This window comes from Pantoea pleuroti (assembly GCF_014156615.1).
In the GTDB taxonomy this organism is placed as follows: domain Bacteria; phylum Pseudomonadota; class Gammaproteobacteria; order Enterobacterales; family Enterobacteriaceae; genus Pantoea; species Pantoea agglomerans.
This window is the reverse complement of record NZ_SBFD01000004.1, coordinates 222,405-243,720: the sequence shown is the minus strand read 5'-3', so window position 1 is coordinate 243,720 and position 21,316 is coordinate 222,405. Positions and strand designations below refer to the sequence as shown.

Here is a 21,316-nt window from a genome sequence, read left to right as displayed (position 1 = left end):
TGGAACAGGGAATATTGCAGGAGATGACGCAGAAAATCTGCCGACCCGTCCCTTCGCTGGCATGACCCAGATCAGGTTCAAAGGGTTCGGCTTGCGCCATCTCAGCCCATTACAGGACACCCCTCGGAGACATTGGTTATACGATAATTACTGCCAGAGTACAACGGTACAAATAAGCGTGCTGTTCCGGCGTTTTTGTCGCGCCAGTAACAGCATGACGATAGATTTTAAGTGACGTTGTCACTCAAGATCTGCGCCATTACTGGCAATGACTTTTTTGTACCACCAGAACGATTTCTTCCGCGTGCGCGCCAGCGTACCGTTACCCAGGTCGTCGCGGTCAACATAGACAAATCCGTAACGCTTGCTCATTTCACCCGTTGAGGCGGCAACCAGATCGATACAGCCCCAGCTGGTATAACCCATCACTGGCACGCCATCCTCTATTGCGTCACCCATGGCGCGGATATGTTCGCGCAGATAGCTGATGCGGTAATCATCGTTGATCTCACCATTTGATTCGATCTCATCGCGCGCACCCAGGCCATTCTCCACCAGAAACAGCGGCTTCTGATAGCGGTCATACATCATATTCATGGTGATGCGTAAGCCGAGCGGATCGATGCCCCAGCCCCACTCACTGCGCGGTACATGGGGGTTGGTGAGCGATTTCACCACATTGGCGGCGCTACTGTTCTGCTCGTTCATCTCTGCCGAGGCGCAACGTGAGGCGTAGTAACTGAACGAGACAAAATCGACACTGTTTTTCAGGATGTCGGCATCACCGTCAGCAATCTCAAGCGTCACCCCTTTTTCACGGAATACGCGGGCGGCGTAGGCCGGATAGGCTCCGCGCGCCTGCACATCAATAAAGAACAGGTTTTCGCGATCCTTTTCCAGTGCTGCCCAGACATCTTCCGGCTTGCTCGACCAGGGATAGAAGTTGCCACCTGCCAGCATGCAGCCGACCTGGTTCATCGGATTCACTTCATGCGCAATGCGCGTCACCAGCGCACTGGCGACCAGTTCATGATGGGCCGCCTGATACTTTACCTGATCCTTGTTCTCACCGGGTTCGAACACCAGACCGGCGCCGGAAAACGGGCTGTGCAGCAGGATATTAATCTCATTAAAGGTCAGCCAGTATTTCACCAGGCCATCAAACGCCTCAAAGCAGCTGCGGGCATAACGAGCAAAAAAGTCGACCATTTTGCGATTGCGCCACGAGCCATATTCAGTCACCAGATGCATCGGCACATCAAAGTGACAGAGCGTGACCAGCGGTTCGATATTATATTTGCGGCACTCCTCAAAGACCGCGCGGTAAAAGGCGATGCCTTGCGGATTGGGCGTCAGTTCATCGCCATTGGGATAGAGACGGCTCCAGGCAATCGACGTGCGGAACACGCTAAACCCCATCTCCGCCATCAGCGCAATGTCCTCCGGATAGCGGTGATAGAAATCGATGGCTTCATGGCTGGGATAGAATTCATCGTCACGCAGGGTAAAACGCTTTTCCAGACCGAGTTTGACCGGCATACGGTGCGGGCCATGTGGAATCATGTCAACGGTGGTTAAGCCCTTTCCGCCCTCACGAAAGCCGCCTTCACTCTGGTTGGCGGCCAGTGCGCCGCCCCATAAAAATCCTTGCGGAAACCTTGAATCAGACATGCAATCCTCTTTTCCGGGTCAGCATGACCCTTTCCTTTAGTGGCTATTAATCGCGTTAGCGCGTTCGGTAACGGGCGCAGGTTGCGTTGTGCTTTCTGGTGCGGTTTTGGTTTCAGGCTCGGTTTCAGGAATATCTTCAAAACCTAACAGCAGCGTCAGCACAAATGAGAGCACCACAGACAACACCATGACCGCACCGACCCAGACAATACTCATGGGATTGGTGGGATCGAAGAACTGTACGCTGGTAAACAGGCCGGGAGAGGCCATGGAGTGGCTGGCCAGCCCGCCAATGCCCGCGACCGCGCCGCAGATAAAACCACTGATCAGACAGGCGATCAGGGGGCGTTTTAAGCGGACTGCAACGCCATAGAGCGCCGGTTCTGAAATGCCGGCAATAATCGCTGATGCCGCCGCTGCCAGCGCGGTCTGGCGCAGTTCACGGTTTTTAGTCCGGAACGCCACCGCCAGCGACGATCCTCCCAGCGAGAGGTTGGCACCTATCTCTGACGGCATCACCATGCCCTCTTTGCCGGTTTCGGCAATGGTCTGGATGATGGTGGGGGTGAACACCCGATGCATCCCGGTCATCACCAGTAGCGGCCAGATTGCGCCCATAATCGCGACAGAAAGCCAGCCAAGATAGCCATGCACGGTATAGACCAGCGCGGAGATGCCGCTGCCGATCCAGATGCCAATCGGACCAATCAGCACAATCGCGATGGGTGCCGCAATCAGCACAATCAGCATCGGTTTCAGGAAGTTTTTAGTGACGGCAGGGGTAATACGATCTACGCCGCGCTCAATGTGCGACAGGATCCAGGTCATCACCAGCGCCGGGATCACCGTGTAGGTATATTTCACCGCGGTCACCGGGATGTAAGCAAATTCCACCGCCTGACCCTGTGCCGCTTTCGCCATCAGTTCAACAAAGTTGGGATGAACCAGTACACCGGCAATGGCGATCGCCAGTGACATGTTCGTTTTGAATTTTAGCGCCGCAGAGGCGGCTACCATAATCGGCAGGAAGAAAAATGCGCCATCGCCAATTACGTTGAGGATGACCAGCGTTGATGAGCCTTTCTCAAACACGCCCGCCATATCCAGGATCATTGCCAGCAGCTTAACCATTGACCCGCCAATAATGGCCGGAATCAGCGGCGACATGGTGCCCACCAGCGCATCAAGAATACCGGCGCCGATGCCCCGCAACGTGATTTTACGTTTTACGGGTGCAGCCGATGTCGCTGCGGGCGAGCCCAGCTCCAGCACCGCCTGATAAGCCTGTGACACGTTGTTACCAATGATCACCTGGCACTGGGTGTCGTTGTGCACCACGCCCATTACGCCATTGATCGCCTTGAGCCGGGGATAGTCGACCTGAGTTTCATCTTTCACCACAAACCGCAGGCGGGTCATGCAGTGGGTTACGGCTTCGATATTGGTGAGGCCGCCTAGCGCATCGACGATGGCGCGTGACACCTCGGCATAATTTCTGGGCATGATCGCTCTTCTCTGTAGGGTAAATCGGTCAAAGTTTTTATGTTTTAGCGCCTGCTGGCAGGCAAATAGGAAACCGGTTTCACAAAATCATGAAGTGCTTTCACGGCGCCGACAAGCGCCAAAATCAACCAGATCTCTTTTTTGTGAACTCCATCACCTGATGCTGCCAGGTAACTTCGTTGAAAGGCGGGGTAAATATTTCCAACATTGAGAGGCTTAGGTAGACTGCAGGACGACGCAGCAAAGGAGCATCACCATGGCAACGATTCAGGAAGTGGCAAACAGGGCGGGCGTCTCAAAAGCGACAGTGTCACGTGTGCTCTCGGGCAATGGCTATGTCGGACAGGAAAAGCGTGAAAAAGTACTTAAGGCGATTGCCGAAACCGGATACCGGCCCAATCTGCTGGCGCGCAACCTGGCGACAAAAACGTCTCAGACCATTGGACTGGTGATCACCAATACGCTCTACAGCGGCAGCTACTTCACTGAACTGATGGCACACTCCGCGCGCATACTGGAGCAGCAGGGCCGCCAGCTGATTCTGGCGGACGGCAAACACACCGCTGAGCAGGAAGAGGCGGCGATACAGTTTCTGCTCGATCTGCGCTGTGACGGCATTATTATCTATCCGCGCTTCCTGAGCATTGACGCGCTGGATGCGATTATCTCGCGGCATAAACAGCCGATACTGGTGATCAACCGGCGGCTGCGCGTCAACCACAGCTACTGTATTTACAGCGATCAGCACGCCAGCAGCGCCACAGCGGTGAGCCATCTGCTGAATCAGGGACATCGCGAGATCGCGTTTATCACCGGTTCGCTCGATTCGCCGACCGGCGTGGAGCGGCTTTCCGGCTATCACGCTGCGCTGGCCGCGCAGGGCATTGAAGCCGATTCCCGGCTAATCGTGACGGGTAAATGGACGGCGCAGAGCGGTATGGCGGCCGTGGACACGTTGCTGGAACGCAGGGTGACATTCAGCGCGCTGGTGGCGAGTAATGATGAGATGGCGATTGGTGCAATCAAGCGTCTGACTGAATGCAACATCGCGGTACCCGGGCAGGTTTCGGTGATTGGCTTCGATGATATTCCGCTGGCACCCTACATTACGCCGTCGTTATCCAGCATGAAACTACCGGTCACCGAGATGATCGATGAGACGATTAACCGCCTGCTGACCATGCTGGATGGCGGAGACTGGCATACTCAGGCACCTTTCACGGCCAGCCTGATGCAGCGGGACTCAGTTACTAAAGGCCCCAACCGTTCTGCTTAACCTGCGGCGATCTGTATCACCTCTATCGCCTGTTCCCTGAGCTGCGCTACCGTCGCCGCATCCAGCGTCTCATCGGTGATCACATGCCCGACCTGATAACCGGATGAAAGCGGATAGGGGTGAATCTGACCAAACTTGGAGGCGTCGGTCAGGGCATAGCTCTCAGCGCCTTTCGCCAGCACGGCATCCACCACATCACAGCGCAGCATGTTGCGGCCGGTAAAACCGGTCTCCGGATGCCAGCCATCCACGCCAACAAATGCCCGATGAAAATGAACCTGCTGGATGGAATACCGCGTCAGCGGGCCGACTACCGACTCACTGCTTTTCTGCAGCAGGCCACCGAGCACAATCACCTCACAGGCGGCTTCCCGAAGAAGCTGGGCAATATAGTGACTGACGGTAATCAGCGTAAGATCGGCGCGGTCAGCCAGCGCACGCGCCAGCAGCGCATTGGTACTGCCGCCTTCGATGAACACCGATTCACCCGCCTGAACCAGGCTGGCCGCATGTCGTGCCAGCGCCTGCTTAGTGGGATAGCGGGTATTCATGCGGGTGCCCACGTTATCGCTATCCAGTGCCAGCGCGGAGCCGTGAACCCGCCGCAGCAGTCGGTCGCGTTCCAGCAGCGTGAGATCCTGACGCACCGTCACTTCAGAAACCCCGGTAAGCTGCGCCAGCTCACTGACCGTTACGCTGCCCCGGCTATTAACCAGTTGAATAATCTGATGATGTCGCGGGTTCATAATTGCGTTTCGCAGAAAAAAAGGAGCTACAGTGTAGCAGGGATATCCCGCGCCGGTGTACAACGCGGGATTGGGGTCAGGACAAATCCAGCGACCGGCGTCCGTTGAGATTGAGATCCTGCAGCGTAAAGCGCTGGTCCCACTCTGTTTCATAATCTTCCGGTGGAAAATCTCCCGGCGAACGTCCCTGCTCCAGGGCCTGTGCAACCCGCCGGGCATAGGCGCGGTTTTTGTCACACATTGGCGCAGCGGGGATATACATCACATTGCCCCAGCCCTGCTGATCTTCAACCGGTGCAACGGCGTGGATCACATCACAGTGCCACCATACCGAATCGCCCGCCTCTAAGGCCGGTATCGAACAGAGTCCGGCAATCAGGTGCGGATGCCACTGTTCATTAACGGGCAACACCCGGCCCGGTGCGACGCCGCACAGTTCATCTTCAGGTACGTCTGAAAGCAGCGGGCGCAGCAGGACATAGGCCATCGCCTGCGGCACAGGTACCACGTGCAGCAGGCCCTGACCGGGGATCATGTCAGAGAGTGCGGTCCAGCCCTGAAAGGTCCGGAATACGGAACATTTGGTGGTACCCGGCAGATCATACTCATCCACTTCGGTGCGGTGAGCCGCATCCCACGGATCGTAAGCGGCAAAATCACCGTGAAACAGCTTACTGAAAACCTGCTGATACGCGGGGAGTAACCAGCGTTCCAGCGCGCCGGAATCGGTATGGGCGCCTAATCCTTTCGACGTGGTGCCCGGCAAGCGGCGACGGATGCGATCGGGATAGATAACGCTGACATCCGGGTCAAACCACTGCCTGCCCTGCGATTCAGACTTCCATAACCGGTTCAGAAAAGATTGCGCGTCAGCCATTGCCGCGCTCTGCCGCGCCTGCATTTGCGCCTGTGACCAGTAAATCGGATAGATTTCAGGACGGGAGGCGGCCAGCGATCCAAAAAAGTCATCTCCGGGGCCGCGATAGTGTTCGTCAAACCGGTTGTGATCCAGATAGTCGAGCATCGACTTATCCCATGCCAGCGCCTGCTCACGCGCGAAGTGCTGCTTAATTACCACACAGCCGCGACGTTTAATCAGCGCCCGGGTTTCATCCGAAACCTTGCCCGCCGCAATGTCCTGCATGGGCACTACTGGCCAGGCGCTGCCCGTGCGCTTTTCATCTGCTTTTGCTTCAGCAATCGCAGCATTAATATTGTCGCAAACCTGGCGGAATAGGGCATCGACATCACCAATCTGTTGACGTAACTGCTGTTTCATCTCGCGAATAGCGGCTTTGACGTCGTCAGGTAAAGGGGTTGATCGGGATTCTTCACGCATCTCATGCTCCTGAATGTCTGGGGTTGAGTTACGAATGTAATTGAAATAACCTTCATTCGTAATATATGGCTGAGGTTAACATCCTTTTAACGAAAAAAAACGTGCGTGATAACACAACTCCGAAACCGGAACGCTCCGAAAGCCGTTAGCAAAGTCACTATTTGCATTCTCATTAATCCACACAGCGAGTAAGCTTTATGAATCAAATCAATCAGCCGAAAGGACAGAACGGCGAACGTAGAGGGGCAGGCGAGATGGCGGTTAAGATGATTGCGGTGGATATGGACGGCACCTTTCTGGACGACAATAAGCAGTACAACGTTCAGCGGTTTTCACGTCAGTATGCGCTGCTGAAGCAGAAGGGCATCCGTTTTGTGGTGGCCAGTGGTAATCAGTATTACCAGCTGCAGCGCTATTTTCCCGACATCAAAGATGAGATCGCTTTCGTGGCGGAAAATGGCGCATGGGTCTCTGACTGTAATGAAGAGATCTTCTGCGGAGAGTTAGCTCAGGAGAAAGTGCATAAGATCCTCGATATCCTGGCGCATGAACCTGACATCGCGGTCGTGGTCTGTGGACGCAACGGCGCCTATATGCATTCATCCACCTCTGAAGAGGTGATGACAATGCTTGCAAACCACTATCAACGGCTGGAAAAACGCGATGACCTCTATGCCATCGACGACACCATTTTCAAATTCTCGCTGAAACTGGAGCACGAAGGGGTGGATGCACTGCTGCAAAGACTGCATTCCAGTCTGGGTGAGCTGGAAAACATCATGCATCCGGTATCCAGCGGTTTTGGCTTTATTGATCTCATTATTCCCGGCTGCCATAAGGCTCATGGCATTGCGTTGCTGCAGGAAAAATGGGGCATCAGCGATTGTGAAGTGCTGGCAATTGGTGACAGCGCTAATGATATTGAGATGCTGCGTCAGGCCTGCTTCAGTTTCTCAATGGCCAATGCTGCTGATTCGGTCGCTGCCGTGGCGCGCTATCAGACTCAGAGCAACAATGATGAAGGCGCGCTGAATGTCATTTCCCGCGTGCTGGCGCGCGAATTCCCGTTCGATTAAGCCTGCACTGCGTGAAAACTGGCGGTGTTCTATCCGCCACTCTCCTGATGGCTGCGCGTGTGATGTTCCATTTCATCCAGCGCAGCCTGATTCTCCAGTCCCCACTGATACATCTGCTCAATCGGCTGGGCGAAAGTATGCCCCAGCGGCGTGAGGCTGTATTCCACTTTTGGTGGCACCACCTGCCAGACCTGACGCGACACCAGTCCGCGCTGCTCCAGCTCACGCAGCGTCTGAATCAGCATCTTCTTCGAAATACCCTGCAGGCTGCGCTCCAGTTCGCCTGTACGCGCCCGATTTTCCGGCCAGTGATAGAGCGCATGCAGCACCATCGTGCTCCACTTCACCGAAAAGAGCTCCAGCAGGCGGCGCGGCGGTGAATCCGCATAAAAGCAAAGTTTTCCTTCAACCCAGACCGGCATAGTGACTTCCCAATTAGTATGGTAACCAAAAGGTAACTACTACCAAATGGGTTTCCGTGTGTCTATAGTGGGCCGCTTTCTTTACGACCACCAGGTGAGAAGAGGCAACAGATGAAAATTAACGCGCTGATAGCGTCCCAGGCAGACCAGCCGCTGCGGGCAGGCCAGGTAGAGTTACGCGAACTGCAGGCTGACGATGTGAAAATCGAAATTCTTTACTGCGGTGTCTGTCACTCCGATCTGCATATGGCCCGTAATGAATGGGCCGTCAGCCGCTATCCGCTGGTTCCCGGTCACGAAATTGTCGGACGCGTTGTGGCTGTGGGGGGCAACGTCACTAAATTTGCCGCCGGGGAAACGGTTGGCGTTGGCGTGATGGTCGACTCGTGCGGTGAATGCCATTTCTGTCAGCAGCAGGAAGAGCAATATTGTGAGGCGGGTTTCACGCCGACCTACAACGGCACGGATAAATACACCGGCAATACGACATTTGGTGGCTATGCCCAGCATGTCATCGCCGACCAGCACTTTGTGGTCACGGTGCCCGACAATCTGGCGCTGAATGCGGTGGCACCGCTGCTGTGCGCTGGCGTGACCGTCTGGTCACCGTTGCAGCATTTTAACGTCAAAGCAGGCGATCGTGTGGGTGTGGTCGGGCTCGGGGGACTGGGTCATATGGCGGTTAAACTGGCCAGTGCACTGGGCGCAGAAGTTACCCTGTTTACTACTTCTCCGGCGAAAGGGGAAGATGCACGCCGGCTCGGCGCTAAGAACGTGGTGATCTCACGAGACGCCGCACAAATGGCTGACTGCCAGGCGTCACTGGATATCATTCTGGACTGTGTCGCTGCACCACACGACCTCGATCCTTATCTCGGTGCGCTGAAAACCAATGGTCAGCTGGTGCTGGTGGGCATTCCCGATCAACCTCATCCGTCACCGAATGTGACACCGATGGTGTTTCGTCGCCTGAGCATCAGCGGCACCTCGATTGGCAGTATTCAGGAGACGCAGCAGATGCTCGACTTCTGTGGTCAGCACAACATCACGGCTGACGTTGAAATGATCACCGGTGAAGAGGTCGAAACTGCCTTTGAACGTATGCTGACCAGCGATGTGAAATATCGTTTTGTCATTGATATGCAGAAAACCCACTGGTGATGAATACACGGTCCGCTGTGAAAGCGGACCGTCTGACCTTTACCCGGGCTGAACCCGAAGGATAAAGCCCGCCTATAGTTACAACATACTAATATGTTTTAGTATCGGCCCACCTCATTAAATTCCGTGCAGCAGAGGTCTTGCAGCAAGATCGTTCTGATTAAACAAAAAAATACCCGGCTCATTGACCGGGTATCTGTTTTGACGTTTACGGGGTGCAGTTAATCCTGCTCTTTATCCGTGTCGCTCTTTTCCGCTTCTTCTTTCTCAACAGCATGGGTAAAAGGCTTAAGCAGCTGAATATCCAGAATCACATAAACCATGGTGCTGATAAACAGAGAGATGACACTGCCAAACACCCCGCTGGTGGTAAACGTCAGATAGTTATAAATCACCAGCCAGGTCAGGCAGATAAACAGCGCGAGCGAAATGGAAAGATTGGGTACGGAGTAGTTGCTGGTACCACCGCCCTGGGTATGCGTCGCTTTAAACAGATTTCCGATGGAGTATTTCTCCAGCACCAGGATAGTCCTTTCCCAGTTACGCTGTTTACGCGCGCTGGCGCGAGTCAGGAACAGATAGAGAATAGAGATGAAGAAGCCGGAGAAGGCGATCAGCACCGGAATCGCTTCCAGCGCATATTCAATACTCTTATGAGGCGTGCCCGTGGTGCTGAGATCAAGCGTCAGCGAGGCACCCAGCGCAGCATATAAAAAGAGAAACAGAATCAAAAAAGTCAGGCTACGTTTCCAGTCGCCATCAGCCTCTGCACCTTTTTGCTGGATGGCCAGCTGTAGCGATTGCTGAATCTGTTGTGCCTGTGGTGAGTCTGTTTCAACGGTGTGGCATGGCGCAGCAAAGAAGTTGTGCATAAACAGCTCATCTTCTTTGTGAATGGTGATTTTCATCAGAAACCTGTATTCGGGAAATTTTCTTTATTCTAATCAGCACAGCATGAATTAACAGTAACTTTGGCTTTATACCTTCAGCCCCGCACTGACTCAGCGGGATATCAGGTTTATCAGACTACTTAAAACTGAATCGTTTGCGAAACTCTGCGCAGCATTATCCTCTTCGTGACGCAGTTGCTGATAGCGCAGCAGGGCGGCATCGGCGTTATCTGCATGCACCACGTCCCACACCATATTATAGCCATCAGCCATTAACGCGTCCTGCTGATCCTGCCGCTCAGTGTTAACGGCTCTGACTGTTTGCTCTTTCTGAAACAGACGATAGTCTGGCATGGCTATTTCTCCCCAGGCTGGTCCAGCGCTTTAAACTGCTTAATGGCTTCATTGATATTGTTGGTATCGACGGTCGCTATGCAGCGATCGCCGTTGAAAACCTCATAGCGGGCGTTGTGCAGCTGAAACAGTAAATCCCTGCCACGGAAGTGTATACGTTTCTGTTTAACGCCAATCCCATGCCGCCGTAATAATGCCTGTGACAGGCGATCGGTCTCTTTTATCATTCCTTCAGCCCCTCGGCAGTACGTGGTCACTGCCAGTAAACCTGATGAACATTAGTTTTATATTAAGAGATAACCCTATTTATTACAGGGCTAAGCGCATGTTTCAGAGAAATTACCGGGTTGCGTGTGCTGACGAAATCAGAAGCCCACCGGATTAATGCCATTCCCTGCGTTAACGGACCGCAAATGCGGTACACTTGCCGGGATAACTCGCCACAGGACACGCCGCTATGAACGATAAAAAGATGATTTCCATTGATCAGTTCAACGCTGATGAACGACTGGCCGTCGAGCAAACCTACAAGGGCCTGGCCGAGAAGTACCGTCAACGAACCGGTAAAGAGCCTGATAGCAAAAAAGAGAAAGAATTCAATAGTGAAGCTCGTCAGATTATCATGACCAGCAAAATGGAGAAGCAGAGAGCGCAGGCTGAAAAGGAGAAGAAAAAACCACTGCGTAAGAAAAAACCTTCTTCAATGACCGCCAGCGAAGTCAGCGATTTCAACTGGTCTGCCTCAGTGGTTAAAGGCCGCCGATAAAAAGCCTCCGCGCGTATTCATGGCGCGCGGTATCTTCTCACATTACTGCTAATGTCCCCTGACTGCCATCGGCCCCTGCACACATGGCACAGGCTGTTTAGCCATCTTTTTTTACCTGCAATAAGAATATTCTGTAAATAATTTACCCTGATTTAGTAATTACCGATAAACTGCCATAACCCGTTGCTGCTTCAGTCTGCATATGAACTACTACACTCCTGACGATATTCAACTGAAGCGCCGTTCGACGCGATTTGTGCGCCGCATGTTCATGATGCGCCAGCTCGGCACCTTTCTCTGTTTTCTGCCCATTCTGTCAGTATTGATGGAGATGGGAAAAAGCCCGGAGCTCTGCGCACTGCTATTTACTAATGCGTTTGTCTGGCCCTATGCGGCCTTCAGACTGGCATTGCGATCGCGCGATCCCACGGGTTTTGAACGTAAAAATCTGACGCTGGATGCCGCTTTTGGCGGCTTCTGGGTGGCAACCATGGCGCTGAGTCCGCTTCCCTCGATTATTATCATGGCGGTACTGATCTCTGATCGCTACTCGGCGGGCGGTTGGGTTCAGCTGAAGTCTGCTCTGCAGGCCTTTCTTTTAACCTTTTTAATGGTCTGGTTAGCGGAAAAGGCGCCTTTGCAGCTGACTTTCTCTACCCGCACCGTCTGGCTGACTCTGCCGCTCGCCAGCGGCTATCTGCTGGCGCTCAGCGTGGTTTCACACAATCTGACCCTGAGTCTGCGAAAGAAGAATCAGGAGCTGGAACGCATTGCGCTGATGGATCCCGGTCTGAAAATACCTAACCGCCGTCTGTTTGAGCGGCGGCTTGAAAGCGAGTTTTTACGTACACAGCGAGGTGAGGGTAAAGCCTGGCTGATGCTGCTGGATGTCGATCACTTCAAACAGGTTAATGACACCTTCGGGCATGAAGCGGGCGACTTTCTGCTGGCAGAGATCTCGGCACTGCTGCGGGACAGCGTCGGCCTGAAAGATATACCTGCCCGCTTTGGCGGCGATGAGCTGTGTGTGATTGTGCGGGATGCGGATGAACCCAGCATCATGTTGCTGGCAACGCAGATCAGACAGGGGATTGCCCTGCTGCGGCTGCCGGCTTCATCCACCTTTCAGTGCTCGGTGAGTATCGGGATTGCACCGGCATGCGATGCGGCGACAATTCATGAATGGCTGAGATGCGCCGACGAGGCGCTGTATCAGGTCAAGCGCGCCGGACGTAACGATGTGCAGGTCTGGCATTCCGGCACGCTGGAAACGCTGAGTGAAGTCAGTAGCAGTTAACAATGCAGCCTGAGAGCGTGGCTCAGGCTGAGAGATTAAATCGCCGGGTAGTCGCCGGTGCCTTCAGGCCAGGGCGTGAGCAGATCAAAACCCTCATCGGTGACAGCGACGGTGTGTTCCCATTGCGCCGAGAGTGAGCGATCTTTGGTGACCACTGTCCAGCCATCTGACAGCACGCTGGTTCCGGCTTTACCGGCATTAATCATCGGTTCGATAGTGAAAATCATGCCTGCTTTCAGTGGCATTCCTTCGCCCGGCGTGCCGTAGTGCAGCACCTGTGGATCGGTGTGGTAAATTTCACCGACGCCGTGACCGCAATATTCACGAACTACCGAGAAGCCAGCCGATTCGGCAACACGCTGGATAGCCGCGCCCACATCACCCAGCGTCGCGCCAGGACGGACGGTTTTGATACCGGCGACCATCGACTGATAGGTTATCTCCACCAGACGTTTGGCACGGACTGACGGTGTGCCGACAAAGTACATCCGGCTGGTATCGCCATACCAGCCATCTTTGATGATCGCTACATCGATATTAACGATATCGCCATCCTTGAGTTTTTTGCTGGCCGGGATGCCGTGGCAGACCACATGATTGACTGACGTGCAGGTGGTGCGGGTATAACCGTGATAACCGATGTTTGCTGGCGTCACTTTAAGCTCATTCACAATGAAGTCGTGACAGATATCATCCAGTTCTTCCGTAGTGATGCCGGGGCGCACGTGAGGCGTAATCATCGCCAGCACCTGAGCCGCAGCCTGTCCGGCTGCACGTGCCATTTCGATTTCCGCTGCGGTATGAATTTTAACGCTGTTCATGACACGTCTCCTTGTGTGGTGAGGCTCTCTTTAGGGAGCATATTGCGTATATCAGCGCTGCCTTCCAGTTCAAGCCGGATTAGCATCTGCGCCAGTTGATGTTGGGTCTGCTGCGGATAGAGTTCAGCCAGCATACCGAGTTTTAGCCAGTGTTCTGCCTGTGCATTAATTGAACGGCTCATCGCCTGACTGGCGATGCGCAGATTCTCATGCATCAGGTCGGAGATTTTTACGATGCCCATGCAAGCCTTATATGAAACGTATATGTTTCGTATAGCTTAACGCCAACGGCGTGATTTGAAAAGAGGGGGGGAGATTGTTGCGCGTCTGAAGCAGGGTACAGAATGATGACCAACGGCCACGCATTTCGATCGGAACAGAAAAATTTATAGGTAACAGGAAAGTGTGTATTGCCAGGTAACAGTAGGGCAGCCCCGCCGAAAAAGCGCCGAAACACTGTCTTTTTCCTGAAAACGTAGCTGATGACTGAGCAGATGAAATACTGGGTTTTTCTGGTGGCTATGGATATTAAGTCTGTAGCATTGATGCTATAAAATCCGGGAAAATATCAGGGATGTAATTATGAAAAGAATAATTGCTTTAACTGCCACATTGGCCGTTTCAGGATGCCATATGAGCACAAATCACATCCGGCAAAAGGGAATTAAGACTCCCGACGCGCAAGAGATTAAAAGTCAGTGTGAATCTCAGACACCACAGCAAACTCAAGAGCGTGAAACTCAGCTTTGGCTCTGCCAGGCTGTTACAGCAATACAATATCGGTTTTTCGATGCAGATAATTATCGCGGTAAAACATGTGATGTAAGGATCAGGCAGCCGGAAGGCGAGCCTCCGATAAGCATCAACGTTCAGGGCGGAGATCCAGCTTTGTGCGCTGCTGCAATTGAAGCAATTAAACAAGCTGCAAATGCCCACACTTTTCCAAAGAGACCCGCCTTTATGAAGGATGAAATTCCGATACATTTTGCTCCGCAATAAGATTACACAGCTAAGGAAAGTGTTAAGCGTTGCACTTAAAAGTCTAAACTCACAATCCCATAAGGCACCATGCTGCTCTGAAGCTATGCCGTCAGATACCGGCTGCTAAAACTGTGCACCGCGATGCAGTTATCCGTTGTCAGCAACAGACAGCAAACTCTTACTCCGGTACAAGCTCCATTCAGCCCAGCAATTTTCAGGATTGATATCGAAGTAACCGCGGCATTCAGCCATGGCGAGAGCAACATCACGCGGCACGTCGATAGTTGTGGCATTATCACGGATGCTGCTGACTTCCTGCTCAGTAAGCGGGCTTCCTTTTTCATTCTCAATTTTCATCAGTAATGGGATGAGGGCAGGTATAAAAACTATGCTCATGAGTCATTTCTCATATTATTAAAGGTTCGTGTCGCTACGAAGTCACTAAAATATGACCTCTCCGGGGTGCGGTAAGTGGCATTCTGTAAAATGTGTCTTTCTGAAAAATATCAATTCATCGTCGTTTCTTAGCTACAAGGCCTGGAAATCAATTAACACTGCCCAGGCATACAGGCAGGTTTGTATAGCCCGGCTGGCTTGCCATAGATAAGGGTGAACATGTCGGCGCCATATTCTGGCTAACAGGCTGGGCCTGGGGCTGATTTTGATACTGGCTGTCATCGTTGTTCGTTGAAGATTTTCTTGCGGCCTGACGGCCCTTCTCACGCACGTAGGATGACGTGTAGTTATGGGCCTGGTATGCGCCGTAACCTGCTGCGCCCGCTGTAGCATATCTGGCCGTTCGCTTGGCGCTGGAATATCTCTTCTTGATTCTGGGTGTCGTTGTTTGTGATGAATAACCTGAACTAAAACTATGGCTGTAGCTTCTATGCCCACCCCCACCACGATGGCCGCGCGCATCAGCTGTAAACGAGGCCGCAATCAGTGATGCCATAGCCAGAGTTAAAATAGTTCCCTTCATTACGGCTCCAGTTTTTTTATATTCATTAATTATGTTCTCGTCAAAAATCACGATATCTTCAGCCAGATAAACAATTTTTTTAGATTTATTTAACTCGTTCAACGCTGCGCTATCCTTATGAGAGGAGGTGCCCATGTGTGGACGGTTTGCGCAGTACAGCAGCAGAGACGATTACTTTGAATCCCTGGAGCTGAAGCCCGATGAAATCACTTATGACCCGGAGCCCATAGACCGCTTTAACGTAGCTCCACGCACCAAAGTACTCTTGCTCAATGAGCGGGATAATGAACTGCACTTTGATCCGGTTTACTGGGGTTACGGTCCGGAGTGGTGGGACAAACAACCGCTCATCAATGCACGTGGTGAAACCGCTGCGACGGGACGCATGTTCAAACCGCTGTGGGATCATGGCCGTGCCATTGTTCCTGCCAACGGCTGGTATGAATGGAAGCGAGAGGGCGATAAAAAACAGCCTTACTTTATCTACCACAAAGAGAAAGAGCCGCTGTTCTTCGCCGCTATCGGCAAAGCTCCTTATGGTAAGGATCATGGGCATGAGGGTTTTGTTATCGTAACGGCAGCGAGCAATAAAGGCATGGTTGATATCCATGATCGACGCCCGCTGGTTTTAAGTGCGGATGCTGTACGCGAATGGCTCAGTGCCGAAACCACGTCGGAACGTGCTCAGGAAATTGCACATGAAGCCGCACTGCCTGAGAAGGACTTCACCTGGCATCCTGTTACAGCCAAAGTCGGGAACATCCACAATCAGGGTGAAGCGCTTATTGAAGAGATCAAGCCTGACTCAACAGGCCGATGAAGTGAGAGATTTACATAGTTTCCCGCACCGTTTCCCGATATAAAAACAGGATCACTCGTTTCTTAATCTGAGAGCGTTTATTTTGCAGCCAGACACTATGCGGTTGTTTCTTCGGCCAGTCACCCCATCAGATGCCGATGATCTTTACAGGATCTACGGCGACCCTGCGACGAATACGTTTAATCCCGCGGGCCCTCATCCGGATATCCAGCATTCACGGGAAGTGCTATCGCGCTCTATCAGTCACTGGGAATCAAATGGCTTCGGCAGTTGGGCTATCTCGCTTCGGGATAATCCAGAAAGAATCATCGGTTTTGGGGGATTGAGCATCAGAAGCTTTGCCGATATCACGATCAATAATCTGGGATATCGTTTTTCTCCGGAATCCTGGGGGAAAGGTCTGGCGACGGAATTTGCGAACTATGCGGTTAGTTATGGGTTCGAAGAGATAAAACTGTCTGAAATTTCTGCAGTCGTAAGAGCAAATCATCTGGCTTCACAAAAGGTTCTGATTAATGCCGGCCTCCGGCATACCCGGGATATTTATGATGTGGAAAATGCGCCTGAAAGCATGCTCTTTAGCCTGAGTCAGGATGAATGGAATCAAAAACGGGGGTGAGGAGGGCATCTCCGTCCTGCTCAGTACCTATCGTTTCTGGTCAATCAGTGCGAGCTGTAGATGATGCTCTATAAAATTCGCTTTGAGCGCGCTGTAGCGTTGAGCATCGTTGTTACAGAGTGATGCTGCTTCACGCTTTATCTCAGCATAGGTTGCTGCGATATCTCTGTTTTCTCTGAGGTAATCACGGAAAGCAAGGTGCCTTATTATCTGTTCGTCTCCAGCTGCAAACGCATGCACCTGATGGCTACGCCGTTCCCCACCCTTAATAAAATATCTGCGGCCTGAGATTCCATTCTCACCACAAGCAACGTATCCGGCGCTAATCATCGCAGCGTTACACCTGGCCAGTTCATTGATATCAGCAACCTCCAGCAGTATATCGATCACGGGTTTTGCTGAGAGGCCATAAACTGACGTACTGCCAATATGATGAATTGCCTTTGCTACTTCTCCCAGCAATGTCTGTAACAGTAGACTCTCAGCATTGAACGCCTCAGGCCATTTTTCATCGTAGGGCACTACGGCTATTGTTCGCATTAATATTGCCTCCTTTGAAACGTGTGTTTTGATATAACAGACTTCAATACGATTACCGGAAGTACACTGCGGCTTTTTTGTATGTCTCTCTCTTTGTTCAACCCCTTCAGTACTGAACGCTTCGGGATAATCTTTACCGCTCATGGAACCTCACTTGTCAGTCATCTCAAATGACGCTGAAGAGTCTGTTAAACCCCTGGTTCCACAAGCGAAGCTGGAATGAGTTTATCCCTATTCAGGCGGCAGGTCAGGAGAATAACACTCACTGTACTGATGGCATCCACCAGTGGCTTACCCTTTTACTCCACGCCAGAATTACCCCGTCTTACCCCTTTCATTACTGTAATTTTATTCCCCGCTGCCGATAACAGATCCAGTACCAGCGAGCCATAGAAGCGGAACGTCGGTGATAACCTATTAATTCAAACATCGGGGTCTCTATGTATCGCAACAAAAAAATAAAATTAAGCGTCATGCTCACTGCGGCATTCCTTACTGTCATCTTAACGGGCGTTTTTGTGACAGGATTTGCCGGATTTAAACTCAATACGGCCAGCGATCAGCAGGAATTGACGCGCGCGCGGCTGGGCGATCTTCAGGCCCTGCAGACGCTGAAAGACAACTTAACCCAGCAAACGGCGCTTTTACTGTCCGTGGCATCAGGCACTCAGCCTCAGGCCGAGGAAAAATTAAAAGCGCAGTTCTTTGCATTGCAGACCAACAGTGACAACACCACTGCGCATTTCCGGGAACTGATCAACGGTGCCAAAAGCATTCCGGGGATCAATCTTGCTGAAGTAGAAGAGGCTTCCACGCAATTAAATAAAATCGAAGTGGCAGCGGGTCCGCTTCATCAGGCAGAGCAAAACCTGTTTATGCAGAGCGCTACTCCGTTCCCGGAAAAACTCCGTGGTGAACTGATCCCTGCGCTTTCGCACTACCGCAATGCAGTAGATGGGATGGTTGATTATCAGGCGAGGGTAACGAGTAAAACGGCGGAAACGTCCACGCAGGCGCTCTCCGGTGTCTATATGACCCTGGCTGGCCTGACTACCCTGTTTGTTGTAATGGGATTTGTGATGAGTGGGCTGATTACCCGCTGGATCAAAATTCAGCTGGGTGGCGAACCTTCTCATGCGCAGGGCCTGGCCGCTGCGATTGCGGCGGGCGATTTGACGACAAAAGTCACCCTTCGTCAGGGGGATACCGTCAGCATGATGGCTTCTCTGGATAGCATGCAGAGCAATCTGCGCGACCTGGTCTCGCAGATTAAAGATTCTTCCGCTTCGGTCGCCATGGCAGCTGATGAAATTTCCCAGGGCAATACTGAACTCTCTTCCCGTACAGAGCAGCAGGCCGCCGCTTTGCAGGAAACCGCCGCCAGTATTGAACAGCTCACGGTTACAGTGAAAAGCAATGCAGCGGGCGCGCAGCAGACTGCGGATTCGGCGCGCGAAACCGCTGCGCTGGCGCGTTCGGGTGAACACGATATGCAGCGCATGTCAGAGACGATGAATGATATTTCAAAAAGCGCGGTGAAAGTCCGGGATATTACCTCCGTTATCGAAGGGATTGCATTTCAGACCAATATTCTGGCGCTTAATGCGGCAGTCGAAGCCGCGCGAGCGGGCGAACAGGGCCGGGGTTTCGCCGTCGTCGCGGGTGAAGTCAGGACGCTGGCGCAGCGCAGTGCAACGGCAGCCAGAGATATTAAACATCTGATTGAAGAGGCTGTGGCACAGGTTGAAAGTGGTGTTGTCGTGGCAACCGGGACCGGCAAGAGCATTCTTGATATCAATGCTATGGTCGGAAAACTGGCCGTCGCGATGGATAACATCTCACTCGCCTCAGCTGAACAGATGCAGGGCATTTCACAGGTCAGCATTGCGGTAAACGAGATGGATGGTGTGACGCAGAATAACGCCGCGCTGGTTGAGGAATCCTCTTCCGCATCGCAGTCGCTTTCAGCTCAGGCACACGCTTTACGTGAAGCAGTGAATGCTTTTCGCATTTAAGCACCTGGTTAATGGGATACGCTGAAAGATACAGGAGAAGCGCAGCTGATTTATCCGTTTGATATTGACGAAATGGATGACCGGGAGCGATTTCTTTCAGATTAGTACAAGCCCTCCATTGGAGGGCTTTTCTTTTGGCGGACATTCCGGGACGCTCAGAGACTGAAATATTCAATGTAAACACATTGACCTCGCCCGTAAGTTTTAGCCTTTTGAAAAACAGGTTTTTTATGAGGGAAATCATGATAAATCACAAGATTAACCTCTACTTCCATGGGTCGGGCGCGGTTGAATTTAAATCAACACGTGGCATCACTGGCGTTTTACCATCGTAGAAAAATGCAGAGTTTGTGAAGGAGTAAACCTTACCCGTCATTTTAACAAGTATACGGTCATTAACCGCCGTTATGTCCGCATCGGCAGTATCAGCCTGAAGGAAAGGAGCCGTTTTAGTAATTACCTTCATGGGATTATCGAGTTGCTTATTCAGGTAGTAGCGATAAATGTCGGAGTCAGTGGCACCTGCATCCTGATATTGAGTTATGTATAGCCAGACATCCCCGGAGAGTTGTTTCTGACGGATTAAACGGTCATCACGTGGCGCATTTTCGAAATACCACAGCATCCCAACGGTGATAACAATAATTATCAGGACAAGCGTTAATGTCCGATGCCCCCACTTAATAGCGGTGTCTATTTGCATAATCAATCCCCTGCTGAATCCAATACTGGTCGCGCGGGTCATCTCCATACGGGATATCCTGGTACCAATGCCCCCATCGAGGCTCAACTGTTCCCACCCGGCTTTGTGCCCAGCCAGCACCCCGTAACAATATTTCTTCAGGTATTCCGGCAACAACGCCCGTGGCACCATAGTTAAAATTACCAAAATTTTGGTAGCTTGCCCCCTGCTGTTTATAGTCCCACGGTCCTTTATTGCGAACCTGCTGATAGAACCAGAAGTAAACAGGCGGTGAAGCCATATTGCGCGGCATGCCGCGGTAACGAGCTTCCTGAAGGTTTTTTGTTAATAATGAGAAGCCTCCAGGGGGCATGAGCGGAATTACAGCCATAATATTGTGTCTTCCTGACAAAATTGATAAGGCAAACTAACCTTATCAGATATCGTCAGACATGGCATCTCTGCCTGACAGGCAATAATTCCGGACGAACTCTGGATGACATTACCTGTAGAAATTTATGTAAGAGGGAGTTAAATGGCGGCAGGAATGTTTTTTCCTGCATCGGCCTGTCTGAGACTGGCTTTATCGTTAGTCCGATAAGTGCAGGCATGCGCGACAAAAACAGGGCTGGTCTGTACCCTTCAGCCAGCGCTCTCATGAAGCTGAGCCCCCCAGCTAAAAAAAATGAAATTTTTTGCATCCGTTTTCGCTGCTCATTCGTATTAACAGATAAGGGCGCTCTCGCCCTGTCCGTTAACTCAATGAGGGAAGTGAAAATGAAACCATTCCTGCCAACTCTGATTTTTTCTGCATTAGTCTTCAGTGGCGCCACTTACGCGGCGAGCATGGACAGCGACACGGTGATGGTCGGCGGTGCCGCCATGTACCCATCGAAAAATATTGTTGAGAATGCTGTTAACTCGAAAGACCACACTACGCTGGTGGCTGCCGTTAAAGCCGCCGGCCTGGTCCCGACACTTGAAGGGAAGGGGCCGTTTACCGTTTTTGCGCCCACCAATGCCGCCTTTGAAAAACTGCCTAAGGGCACGGTCGACTCCCTGCTTAAGCCAGAAAATAAACAAAAACTCACCAGTGTCCTGACCTATCACGTGGTCGCAGGAAAACTGGACATGAAAGCGCTGGAGAAAAAAATCAAAGCGGGAGGAGGCAAAGCCGAGCTGAAAACGGTCAATGGCGAATCACTGTGGGTGATGGCAAATGGCCCGCACAACATTCAGCTTAAAGATGCTCAGGGCAATGTTGCCAGTATCACTACGTATGATGTGAATCAGAGTAACGGTGTGATTGACGTTATTGATACCGTGCTCATGCCGTAAAGCGTTACCTATACTGTGTG

General features: G+C 52.1%; 25 protein-coding genes and 1 riboswitch. Of the genes, 10 read left to right on the top strand and 15 right to left on the bottom strand.

The features are described from left to right. Window positions 1–31: 31 nt before the first annotated feature. Window positions 32–134: riboswitch (TPP riboswitch) on the bottom strand. Between the two features lie 106 nt (window positions 135–240). Both EPG66_RS11885 and ascF read right to left on the bottom strand, forming a co-directional pair. Continuing rightward, on the bottom strand, window positions 241–1,671 hold the full coding sequence (locus EPG66_RS11885; protein ID WP_039389761.1) for a 6-phospho-beta-glucosidase: 1,431 nt from the start codon (window positions 1,669–1,671) through the stop codon (window positions 241–243). Between the two features lie 36 nt (window positions 1,672–1,707). Then, on the bottom strand, window positions 1,708–3,174 hold the full coding sequence (gene ascF / locus EPG66_RS11880) for a PTS cellobiose/arbutin/salicin transporter subunit IIBC (RefSeq protein ID WP_069026819.1): 1,467 nt from the start codon (window positions 3,172–3,174) through the stop codon (window positions 1,708–1,710). 256 nt (window positions 3,175–3,430) lie between these two features. Between ascF and EPG66_RS11875 the strand changes: the two genes are divergently transcribed. Next, window positions 3,431–4,450 (top strand): LacI family DNA-binding transcriptional regulator, encoded by a 1,020-nt coding sequence (locus EPG66_RS11875; protein ID WP_163658725.1) that lies wholly within the window; start codon window positions 3,431–3,433, stop codon window positions 4,448–4,450. Here EPG66_RS11875 and EPG66_RS11870 read toward each other — a convergent pair. Together EPG66_RS11870 and EPG66_RS11865 are read right to left on the bottom strand one after the other, a co-directional pair. Beyond that, a complete protein-coding gene (locus EPG66_RS11870; protein ID WP_069026817.1) occupies window positions 4,447–5,196 on the bottom strand; it encodes a DeoR/GlpR family DNA-binding transcription regulator in 750 nt (249 codons plus the stop codon). The two genes, EPG66_RS11875 and EPG66_RS11870, sit on opposite strands and share 4 nt — an antisense overlap. 76 nt (window positions 5,197–5,272) lie before the next feature. Then, window positions 5,273–6,535 (bottom strand): DUF1479 domain-containing protein, encoded by a 1,263-nt coding sequence (locus EPG66_RS11865; RefSeq protein ID WP_069026816.1) that lies wholly within the window; start codon window positions 6,533–6,535, stop codon window positions 5,273–5,275. 254 nt (window positions 6,536–6,789) lie between these two features. Between EPG66_RS11865 and EPG66_RS11860 the strand changes: the two genes are divergently transcribed. Then, window positions 6,790–7,611, top strand: a complete 822-nt coding sequence (locus tag EPG66_RS11860) for a Cof-type HAD-IIB family hydrolase (protein WP_163845385.1) — start codon at window positions 6,790–6,792, stop codon at window positions 7,609–7,611. Between the two features lie 29 nt (window positions 7,612–7,640). Here the strand turns inward: EPG66_RS11860 and EPG66_RS11855 are convergent, their stop codons facing one another. Beyond that, window positions 7,641–8,033: a winged helix-turn-helix transcriptional regulator gene (locus tag EPG66_RS11855; RefSeq protein ID WP_039389774.1), complete on the bottom strand. Its 393-nt coding sequence runs from the start codon at window positions 8,031–8,033 to the stop codon at window positions 7,641–7,643. Window positions 8,034–8,144: 111 nt separating this feature from the next. Between EPG66_RS11855 and EPG66_RS11850 the strand changes: the two genes are divergently transcribed. Next, on the top strand, window positions 8,145–9,194 hold the full coding sequence (locus EPG66_RS11850; RefSeq protein WP_031591632.1) for an NAD(P)-dependent alcohol dehydrogenase: 1,050 nt from the start codon (window positions 8,145–8,147) through the stop codon (window positions 9,192–9,194). Between the two features lie 221 nt (window positions 9,195–9,415). On the opposite strand, the gene EPG66_RS11845 is transcribed toward EPG66_RS11850, so the two are convergent. From EPG66_RS11845 to EPG66_RS11835, 3 genes are all read right to left on the bottom strand, one after another. Then, complete coding sequence (locus EPG66_RS11845) at window positions 9,416–10,102, bottom strand: RipA family octameric membrane protein (RefSeq protein WP_033760640.1); 687 nt, start codon at window positions 10,100–10,102, stop codon at window positions 9,416–9,418. A gap of 93 nt (window positions 10,103–10,195) precedes the next feature. Beyond that, on the bottom strand, window positions 10,196–10,438 hold the full coding sequence (locus EPG66_RS11840; RefSeq protein ID WP_069026814.1) for a hypothetical protein: 243 nt from the start codon (window positions 10,436–10,438) through the stop codon (window positions 10,196–10,198). Between the two features lie 2 nt (window positions 10,439–10,440). Further along, window positions 10,441–10,665, bottom strand: coding sequence for a hypothetical protein (locus tag EPG66_RS11835; RefSeq protein WP_010670434.1), 225 nt, complete (start codon window positions 10,663–10,665; stop codon window positions 10,441–10,443). Window positions 10,666–10,895: 230 nt separating this feature from the next. Between EPG66_RS11835 and EPG66_RS11830 the strand changes: the two genes are divergently transcribed. Both EPG66_RS11830 and EPG66_RS11825 read left to right on the top strand, forming a co-directional pair. After that, complete coding sequence (locus tag EPG66_RS11830; protein ID WP_031591637.1) at window positions 10,896–11,204, top strand: hypothetical protein; 309 nt, start codon at window positions 10,896–10,898, stop codon at window positions 11,202–11,204. A gap of 202 nt (window positions 11,205–11,406) precedes the next feature. Continuing rightward, on the top strand, window positions 11,407–12,501 hold the full coding sequence (locus EPG66_RS11825) for a sensor domain-containing diguanylate cyclase (RefSeq protein ID WP_069026812.1): 1,095 nt from the start codon (window positions 11,407–11,409) through the stop codon (window positions 12,499–12,501). 35 nt (window positions 12,502–12,536) lie between these two features. Here EPG66_RS11825 and map read toward each other — a convergent pair whose 3' ends face one another. Next, entirely contained in the window at window positions 12,537–13,322 is a 786-nt protein-coding gene (gene map, locus EPG66_RS11820; protein ID WP_010247003.1) for a type I methionyl aminopeptidase, read from the bottom strand. After that, the gene (locus EPG66_RS11815) at window positions 13,319–13,564 is read right to left on the bottom strand and encodes a ParD-like family protein (protein ID WP_010247005.1); all 246 of its coding nucleotides are present in this window, start codon (window positions 13,562–13,564) and stop codon (window positions 13,319–13,321) included. Before EPG66_RS11815 ends, map begins: the two co-directional genes overlap by 4 nt. A gap of 340 nt (window positions 13,565–13,904) precedes the next feature. On the opposite strand from EPG66_RS11815, the gene EPG66_RS11810 reads away from it, so the two are divergent. After that, on the top strand, window positions 13,905–14,321 hold the full coding sequence (locus EPG66_RS11810) for a cell envelope integrity TolA C-terminal domain-containing protein (RefSeq protein ID WP_246379292.1): 417 nt from the start codon (window positions 13,905–13,907) through the stop codon (window positions 14,319–14,321). 129 nt (window positions 14,322–14,450) lie between these two features. Here the strand turns inward: EPG66_RS11810 and EPG66_RS11805 are convergent, their stop codons facing one another. Together EPG66_RS11805 and EPG66_RS11800 are read right to left on the bottom strand one after the other, a co-directional pair. Further along, window positions 14,451–14,699, bottom strand: coding sequence for a hypothetical protein (locus EPG66_RS11805; RefSeq protein ID WP_069026810.1), 249 nt, complete (start codon window positions 14,697–14,699; stop codon window positions 14,451–14,453). Between the two features lie 148 nt (window positions 14,700–14,847). Next, the gene (locus tag EPG66_RS11800) at window positions 14,848–15,384 is read right to left on the bottom strand and encodes a hypothetical protein (RefSeq protein ID WP_163844814.1); all 537 of its coding nucleotides are present in this window, start codon (window positions 15,382–15,384) and stop codon (window positions 14,848–14,850) included. 31 nt (window positions 15,385–15,415) lie between these two features. Here EPG66_RS11800 and EPG66_RS11795 point away from each other — a divergent pair, with 31 nt between their 5' ends. Both EPG66_RS11795 and EPG66_RS11790 read left to right on the top strand, forming a co-directional pair. Then, on the top strand, window positions 15,416–16,102 hold the full coding sequence (locus EPG66_RS11795; RefSeq protein ID WP_182686940.1) for an SOS response-associated peptidase family protein: 687 nt from the start codon (window positions 15,416–15,418) through the stop codon (window positions 16,100–16,102). 97 nt (window positions 16,103–16,199) lie between these two features. Then, window positions 16,200–16,721 carry a GNAT family N-acetyltransferase gene (locus EPG66_RS11790; protein WP_425000552.1) on the top strand — a complete coding sequence of 174 codons (522 nt, stop codon included), beginning with the start codon at window positions 16,200–16,202 and terminating at the stop codon, window positions 16,719–16,721. A 27-nt stretch (window positions 16,722–16,748) separates the two neighbouring features. Here the strand turns inward: EPG66_RS11790 and EPG66_RS11785 are convergent, their stop codons facing one another. Then, a complete protein-coding gene (locus EPG66_RS11785; RefSeq protein ID WP_182687148.1) occupies window positions 16,749–17,261 on the bottom strand; it encodes a GrpB family protein in 513 nt (170 codons plus the stop codon). 440 nt (window positions 17,262–17,701) lie between these two features. Here EPG66_RS11785 and EPG66_RS11780 point away from each other — a divergent pair, with 440 nt between their 5' ends. Further along, window positions 17,702–19,276 carry a methyl-accepting chemotaxis protein gene (locus EPG66_RS11780; protein WP_069026802.1) on the top strand — a complete coding sequence of 525 codons (1,575 nt, stop codon included), beginning with the start codon at window positions 17,702–17,704 and terminating at the stop codon, window positions 19,274–19,276. Window positions 19,277–19,541: 265 nt separating this feature from the next. Here the strand turns inward: EPG66_RS11780 and EPG66_RS11775 are convergent, their stop codons facing one another. Together EPG66_RS11775 and EPG66_RS11770 are read right to left on the bottom strand one after the other, a co-directional pair. Further along, window positions 19,542–19,979 carry a hypothetical protein gene (locus tag EPG66_RS11775; protein WP_069026942.1) on the bottom strand — a complete coding sequence of 146 codons (438 nt, stop codon included), beginning with the start codon at window positions 19,977–19,979 and terminating at the stop codon, window positions 19,542–19,544. Next, window positions 19,957–20,349, bottom strand: a complete 393-nt coding sequence (locus tag EPG66_RS11770) for a polymorphic toxin type 44 domain-containing protein (RefSeq protein ID WP_182686936.1) — start codon at window positions 20,347–20,349, stop codon at window positions 19,957–19,959. The genes EPG66_RS11775 and EPG66_RS11770 overlap by 23 nt, the downstream gene beginning before the upstream one ends. A 386-nt stretch (window positions 20,350–20,735) precedes the next feature. On the opposite strand from EPG66_RS11770, the gene EPG66_RS11765 reads away from it, so the two are divergent. Then, window positions 20,736–21,296: a fasciclin domain-containing protein gene (locus EPG66_RS11765; RefSeq protein WP_010247012.1), complete on the top strand. Its 561-nt coding sequence runs from the start codon at window positions 20,736–20,738 to the stop codon at window positions 21,294–21,296. Window positions 21,297–21,316: the final 20 nt, after the last annotated feature.